Source organism: Promicromonospora sp. NPDC060204, assembly GCF_042728455.1.
In the GTDB taxonomy this organism is placed as follows: Bacteria; Actinomycetota; Actinomycetes; order Actinomycetales; family Cellulomonadaceae; genus Promicromonospora.
The window spans coordinates 19717-27073 of record NZ_JBHWZO010000060.1 but is presented as its reverse complement, the minus strand read 5'-3'; the positions used below and the strand labels follow the sequence as shown (position 1 = coordinate 27073).

At 72.3% G+C, this 7357-nt stretch carries 4 protein-coding genes; 3 read left to right on the top strand and 1 reads right to left on the bottom strand.

All coding sequences use genetic code 11. The annotated features are described in order from the left end of the window. Positions 1-189: 189 nt before the first annotated feature. On the bottom strand, positions 190-1701 hold the full coding sequence (locus ACFWEJ_RS10245) for an alpha-N-arabinofuranosidase (protein ID WP_377229099.1): 1512 nt from the start codon (positions 1699-1701) through the stop codon (positions 190-192). A 179-nt stretch (positions 1702-1880) separates the two neighbouring features. Here ACFWEJ_RS10245 and ACFWEJ_RS10240 point away from each other — a divergent pair, with 179 nt between their 5' ends. The 3 genes from ACFWEJ_RS10240 to ACFWEJ_RS10230 all read left to right on the top strand — a co-directional run bounded on the left by ACFWEJ_RS10240 (position 1881) and on the right by ACFWEJ_RS10230 (position 7304). Further along, on the top strand, positions 1881-4880 hold the full coding sequence (locus ACFWEJ_RS10240; RefSeq protein ID WP_377229098.1) for a glycoside hydrolase family 2 TIM barrel-domain containing protein: 3000 nt from the start codon (positions 1881-1883) through the stop codon (positions 4878-4880). A 134-nt stretch (positions 4881-5014) separates the two neighbouring features. Then, positions 5015-6130, top strand: coding sequence for a mannonate dehydratase (locus ACFWEJ_RS10235; RefSeq protein WP_377229100.1), 1116 nt, complete (start codon positions 5015-5017; stop codon positions 6128-6130). A 52-nt stretch (positions 6131-6182) separates the two neighbouring features. Continuing rightward, a complete protein-coding gene (locus ACFWEJ_RS10230; RefSeq protein ID WP_377229097.1) occupies positions 6183-7304 on the top strand; it encodes an RDD family protein in 1122 nt (373 codons plus the stop codon). The last annotated feature ends 53 nt before the right edge of the window (positions 7305-7357 follow it).

Sequence of the window (7357 nt, the reverse complement as noted above, 5' to 3'; positions counted from 1 at the left end):
TCGACGACCAACTGGCAGCAGTGCTTGCCGCGATCGACGCGGTGCCCGGAAAGCCTCTGGTGGTAGGGCACTCCGCAGCATCGACCACCCTCCTGACTCGCCATCCCCGGGATGCCGAGTCAGCCAGTTGGTCGGACTACGCCCCTAACTCGGCATCCTGTGGACGGCGAGTCAGGGGCGTGGTCGTGCTCAGCGGGTCGCGCGGAGGCGCAGCACCGTCCACGAGACCGGCGGGAGCTCGACCGAGACCGTCCCGGACTCGACGCGGGCCGTGGTGTTCGGTGTCGGCAGCACCGACGTCGCGTCCTCGGCCGACGCGCGCCAGTGGTGGTCGTCGTTCGCGAGGGTCAGGGCCTCGATGACCTCGACGTCGCCGAACGCGCCGACCGGCACGTCGAGGCGGGTCGCCGCGTCCTGCGCGCGGTTCACGACGAACACGGTCAGCGCCTCGCCGTCCGCGTCCCAGGTCGCCACGGCGTCGACCAGGTCCGAGGTGCCGAACCGCTCGTTCTCGTAGCCCGGGGAGTCGATCGCCACCCGCAGCACCTCGCCCGCGGCGTGCCGCGACGTGAGCGCGAACGGGTGGAACGTCGTCTGCCGCCACGCCGGGCCGCCCGGCTCGGTCGCGATGGGCGCGAGCGCGTTGACGAGCTGCGCCTGGCTCGCGGAGTGCACCCGGTCGGTGTTGCGCAGCAGCGAGATGAGCAGGTTGCCCACCACCACGGCGTCCGCGACGGTGTAGACGTCCTCCTCCAGGCGCGGCGCCTTGTCCCACCGGCCGCCCGACGCCTTGATCGGGTCCTCCTCCTGGTGGTACCAGACGTTCCACTCGTCGAACGAGATGGCGATCTTCTTGGTCGACCTGCGGGCCACGCCCACGGCGTCGACCGTCGCCGCGACCGAGGCCACGAAGTAGTCCATGTCGACGGCGCTCGCGAGGAACGAGCCGAGGTCGTCCTCCTCGCGGTAGTAGGCGTGCGCCGAGATCATGTCGACCTCGTCGTACGCCTCGGTGAGCACCGTGCGCTCCCACTCGCCGAACGTCGGCATGCTCGAACCCGAGGACCCGCACGCGACGAGCACCACGGAGGGGTCGAGCTGGCGCATCGCGCGCGCCGTCTCGGCGGCGAGCCGGCCGTACTCCTCGGCGGTCTTGTGCCCGAGCTGCCACGGTCCGTCCATCTCGTTGCCGAGGCACCAGAGCTGGATCGCGTGCGGCTCCTCGACTCCGTGCTCGCGGCGCAGGTCGCTCAGCTCGGTGCCGCCGGGGTGGTTGGCGTACTCCAGGAGGTCGAGCGCCTCGGCGATGCCGCGCGTGCCCAGGTTGACCGCCATCATCGGCGTGGTGCCGGAGGCCTTGGTCCAGGCCATGAACTCGTTCAGCCCGAACTCGTTGGTCTCGATCGAGTGCCACGCGAGGTCGAGGCGGGTCGGGCGCTCCTCGCGGGGGCCCACGCCGTCCTCCCAGCGGTAGCCCGAGACGAAGTTGCCGCCCGGGTAGCGGACGGTGCTGACGCCCATCTCCCGCACCAGGTCGAGCACGTCACCGCGGAACCCGTGCTCGTCGGCGGTCGGGTGGCCGGGCTCGTAGATGCCCGTGTAGACGCAGCGTCCCAGGTGCTCGACGAAGCTCCCGAAGGTGCCGCGGCGCACGGGGCCGACGACGAAGGAGGGGTCTATCGCGAGGCGGGCGGAGTGCACGTGTGGTCACTGTCCTTCCAGAGAACGGTCATAGTTCAGCGTTGGACCAAACGGCCCAGGGCGGCGTTTGGTCCAACGGCGGAGGCCAGTATAGTTCAACGTTGAACGCACTCGGGTGTAGCGTCGCGACCGGCACCCGCGCCCGCCTGCTTCCCCGATCGACGCCGCCTGGAGGAGTCATGACCATCACCCACGAGACCGTTGCCGCGCCGGACGGCGTCGTCGCACCGCGGTTCCGCCCGCCGGCCGGCTCGTCGAGCGCCGCGTCGGCGTCGCTCGACGGCGAGTGGCGGTTCCGGCTGTTCCCGCACCCCGACACGGGTGTGGACCGCGCCGAGCCCGGCGAGGACTGGGACCGGCTGACCGTGCCGGGGCACTGGCAGCTCGCCCAGGCCCCGCACGCCTGGCCCTACGGCGTGCCCGAGTACAACAACAAGCTCTTCCCGTTCCCGATCGAGCCGCCGTACGTGCCCGACGACAACCCGACGGGCGAGTACCGCACGACGCTGCGGCTGCCCGCCGACTGGCCGGACGGCGGCCGCACCCTGCTGCGGTTCGAGGGCGTGGACTCCTGGTTCCAGGTGGCGCTCGACGGCGAGCTGCTCGCCACGTCGCACGGCTCGCGCCTGCCCACCGAGATCGACCTGACCGACCGGCTGCGGCCCGGCGCCGACCACCTGCTCGCGGTGCGGGTCACCAAGTGGTCGGCCATGTCGTACGTCGAGGACCAGGACCAGTGGTGGCTCTCGGGCATCTTCCGCAGCGTCTCGTTGGAGCACCGGCCGGACGGCGCGCTCGACGACGTCCGCGTGCACGCCGCCTACGACCACACCACCGGCACGGGCACGCTGCGGGTGGACGCCTTCACCGTGGGTGCGGGCGCGACCGACGCCGGCCGGGACGCCGTCGCGGCCCGGGTCACGGTGCCGGAGCTCGGGATCGACGCGGCGTCGGGCGAAGAGGTCCGGGTGGCCGTCGAGCCGTGGAGCGCCGAGCGCCCGCGGCTCTACGACGTCGTCGTCACGACGGACACCGAGACCGTGACGCTCGCCGTCGGCTTCCGCACCGTCTCGATCGAGGACGGCGTGTTCCTCGTCAACGGGCGGCCCGTCAAGCTGCGCGGCGTCAACCGGCACGAGTTCGACCCGCTGCGCGGCCGGTCCGTGACCCCGGAGCGCATGCTCGAGGACGTGCTGCTCATGAAGCGGCACCACATCAACGCCGTCCGCACGAGCCACTACCCGCCGCACCCGCACTTCCTGGACCTGTGCGACCGCCACGGGCTCTACGTGATCAACGAGAACGACCTGGAGACCCACGGTTTCGAGGACGACCGGGGCTGGGAGGGCAACCCGGTGAACGACCCGGACTGGACCGAGGTGCTGGTCGACCGCGTCACCCGGATGGTCCGCCGCGACGGCCACCACGCGAGCATCATCCTGTGGTCGCTCGGCAACGAGGCCGGCGGCGGCATCAACGTGCCCGCGATGGTGGACGCCGTCCGCGCGCTCGACCCGAGCCGCCCGATCCACTACGAGGGCGACTGGTCCAGCGAGCACGTGGACGTGTACTCGCGGATGTACGCCGAGACCGAGCACGTGAACCTCATCGGGCAGGGGATCGAGCCCGCGCTGGAGCGCGCCGACGCCGACGCTCGTCGCCGGGGCATGCCGTTCCTGCAGTGCGAGTACGCGCACGCGATGGGCAACGGCCCGGGCGGCCTGTCCGACTACGACGCGCTGTTCGACCGCTACCCCCGCCTGATGGGCGGCTTCATCTGGGAGTGGATCGACCACGGCCTGACCCGCACCGACGCCGACGGCAACCTGTTCTCGGCCTACGGCGGCGACTTCGGCGAGCGGTTCCACGACGGCACGTTCATCGCCGACGGCCTGCTGCTGCCCGACCGCACGCCATCGCCGGGCCTGGTGGAGACGGCCGCCGTGTTCGCGCCGGTCCGGATCGACGCACAGCCGGACGGCACGCTGCTGGTGCGTAACCGGTACGCGTTCCGGGACACGAGCCACGCAGAGCTGCGCTGGACGCTGCACCGCGGCGAGGAGGAGCTCGCCTCCGGCGTCCTGGACCTGGTGCTCGGCGCCGGGACCGAGACCGTGGTGCGCCCGCCCGCCGACCTGGTCCTGCCGGAGCCGGGCGACGCACCCGTCTGGTGGACGCTGCGGGCGGTGCAGCAGAAGGCGGACGCGCTGGAGGAGGCGTGGCTCGAGGAGGGCTTCGTGCTCGGCGCGGGGCAGCTCCTGCTCGTGGAGCCCGCGCCGCTGCCCGCGCCGTCCGGCCGGGTGACGGTCGGGGACGACGGCGGGTACGTGGCCGGTCCGGCGCTCTTCGACCGCCGTGGTGACCTGCGCTCGCTCGCGGGTCGCGAGGTGCACGTGTTCCGGTTCGACGCCTGGCGGGCGTCGACCGACAACGACCGCCGCGCGGGCATGTGGCGCGGCCTGTCCGACGCCGAGGTGTGGCGCAGCACGAGCCTGCACCTGCTGGCCGAGCGCAAGGCCGGGGTCGCCGTGCGCGAGGACGGTGCGCTGGAGATCGACGCGCGGATCGCGGGCCCGACGACGCGCGCGGGCTTCGCCACGCGCTACACGTGGCAGCCGGTCACCGACGCGCCCGACGCCGTGGACCTGATCGTGGACGTCCGGCCGGAGGGCCGCTGGCCGGAGAGCGTCGCGCGGCTCGGCCTGCTGCTCGCCCTCGACGAGCCGCGGGCCGCGGAGGCCGGCGTGCGCTGGACCGGCGTCGGGCCGGAGGAGTCGTACGCGGACTCCCGTGCCGCGGCGCTCGGCGGGGCGTGGGAGCACACGGTCGCCGACTGGCAGACCCGGTACACGCACCCGCAGGAGAACGGCGCCCGGCGCGGCGTCACGAGCGCGGCCGTGTCGTTCGCGGACGGCTCGGGGCTGCGGATCGACTCGGGCGAGGTGACGGTCGGGGGCCGGCCGCAGGTCGGGTTCGAGCTGTCGCTGCGGCCGTGGTCCGACGAGGCGCTCGACCGCGCGGCGCACCCGCACGAGCTCGTGCCGGACGGCCGCCTGTGGCTGCACGTCGACGCCGCCCAGCACGGCGTGGGCAGCGCGGCCTGCGGTCCGGGGGTGCTGCCGAACGCCCAGCTGCACGCGGCACCGGTCCGGATGCGGCTGCGCCTCACGGCGTTCTGAGCCGCTTCCCCGACCGCTGCCGGGAAGCGCAGCGCCAACCACTGAGTGAGCATCATGCCCGTCCCGCTCGCCGGGGCGGGCATGATGTATACAAGAGCGGCTGGACAACGACGACGAGGAGAACCGCTGTGAAGATGGGCTTCCGCTGGTACGGCGAGGGCAACGACACCGTGACGCTGGATCACGTGCGCCAGATCCCTGGCGTGGAGACCATCGTGTGGAGCCTGCACCACAAGCAGGCCGGCGAGGTGTGGGAGCAGGCGGAGATCGACGCCGAGATCGCGAAGATCACGGGCCTGTCGGACGAGGCGCGGGCGAAGGGCATCACGAAGACGTTCGACGCCGAGGTGGTCGAGTCCGTCAACGTGCACGAGTCGATCAAGCTGGGCCGGACCGTGCTCGGGCTGAGCCGCGACGAGGCGATCGAGAACTACATCACGACGATCCGCCGCCTCGGGCAGTCGGGCGTCAAGGTGGTCTGCTACAACTTCATGCCCGTCTTCGACTGGCTGCGCACCGACCTGTGGCACCCGCTGCCGGACGGCTCGACCGCGCTGTTCTACGAGAAGGCCGTGGTCGACAAGATGTCGCCCGAGAGCCTGATCGCCGACATGGAGAAGAACACGCACGGGCTCACCCTGCCGGGCTGGGAGCCGGAGCGGCTGGCGAGCTTCAGCGAGCTCAACGCGGCGTACGAGGGCGTGACGCACGACGACATGTACGCCAACTACAAGTACTTCCTCGACGCGGTGATCCCCACCTGCGAGGAGGTCGACGTGAAGCTCGGTGTGCACCCGGACGACCCGCCCTTCGACGTCTTCGGCTGGCCGCGCGTGGTCTCGACCAAGGAGGGCATCGCGCGGGTGCTCGACCTGAACCCGAGCCCGTACAACGGCCTGACGCTCTGCCTGGGCAGCTTCTCGGCCAACCCGGAGCAGGACGCCGTGGACGCGGTGAGGACGTTCATGGACCGCATCCACTTCTCGCACGTGCGCAACATCAAGCACTTCGACAACGGGGACTTCACCGAGGTCGCGCACCGGGCGTGCGAGGGCAGCGTCGACACCACCGGCATCATGAAGGCGTACGCCGAGGCCGGCTACGAGGGCTACATCCGGCCCGACCACGGCCGCCACCTGTGGGACGAGAACACCACGAACAAGCCGCGCCCCGGGTACGGCCTCTACGACCGGGCGCTGGGTATCCAGTACCTGCTCGGCGCCTGGGACGCGTACCGCTACCAGGGCTGATACCAGGGCCTGATTCCTGGCCCGGGGTCGTTTTCGCTGCCATCATCCAGGGATGCAGAGCAGCGAGGGGCCCCGGGCGGACGGCGGCGCGCCGTCCGGTGAAGCAGCGTCCGGCGTCGTCGTCGCGCCGGACGTCGCGCCGGACGTCGCGCCCGCGCCGGTAGCCGCCGTCGACGGCCCGGCATACGCCACGTGGGGTCAGCGGGTGGTCGCGGCACTCCTCGACGATGCGATCCTGGCCGGCGTCACCTGGCTGACGCTCGGGGCGAACTTCTCCCCCGTCACGCTCACGCCCGGGTTCCGCGCGGCCGGCGCCGAGAACTGGGGGCGCGGTCCGCTCGTCCTGATCCCGGTCGCGGCCCTCGTGGCCCTGCTGGTGCTCCAGGGCACGACGGGGTGGACGCCGGGCAAGCTGGTGCTCGGCATCAGGGTCGTCCGGGAGGAGGAGCACCGGCCGGCCGGGCTGTGGCGGACGCCCGCACGCTGGGTGCTGCACGTGCTCGACGCGATCCTCCTGATCGGCTACCTGCGACCCCTGTGGCACGCGAAGCGGCAGACCTTCGCCGACTCGATCGTGCGGACCGTCGTGGTGCGCGAGGTCCTCGACCTCCCGCGGTGGCCGCGCATCGCCGTGTACGTGGCGGCCGCCGCCATCTGTGTGCTCGGGCTCGGCTTCTGCGCGCCGATCAGCAGCAGCCGCGGCGAGAGCCTGGTCGCCGAGCCCCTGTGCGAGCTGGAGAGCCCGGGACCGACCCTGACCGGCGGGGAGATCACGCCGGCCGCGTCCGTGTCGACCAACCAGGACCGCCGGCTGTGGATCGCCCGGGAGACCCGCACGGTGAGTCCGGGCGCGACGATCGCGTGGACCAGCGACCCGTCGGCCCGCGACGTCGAATACCGGGTCGAGCTCGACGTCCGCCCGGGACCCGGCGAGGAACCGGTGGTCTCCCGGTTCTGGGACATCGGCACGGGCGACGCCGAGACCTGGGACGACGCCGCCGGGTTCAGGCACACCCGCACCGTCGCGGACGACGAGGACCGGCACGACGCCGAGGTCACCGTCACGGCACCCCGCCCCGCCCTCGACGCCGGCGCCTGGTACGACGTGCGCGTCCTCGCCGACGGCGAGGAGCTCGCTGCCTGCGGCGGCGCGCCGACCTGGACCGCGCCCTAGCCACCACCCGGCGCCGAAATCCCGTGGCCCGCCGCACCGGCACGGTCCACCCT

What these genes read in the sequence shown, in the direction of transcription:
- ACFWEJ_RS10240 (WP_377229098.1), top strand. Translation starts at nt 1,881, where the DNA reads ATGACCATCACCCACGAGACCGTTGCCGCGCCGGACGGCGTCGTCGCA.
- ACFWEJ_RS10235 (WP_377229100.1), top strand. Translation starts at nt 5,015, where the DNA reads ATGGGCTTCCGCTGGTACGGCGAGGGCAACGACACCGTGACGCTGGAT.
- ACFWEJ_RS10230 (WP_377229097.1), top strand. Translation starts at nt 6,183, where the DNA reads ATGCAGAGCAGCGAGGGGCCCCGGGCGGACGGCGGCGCGCCGTCCGGT.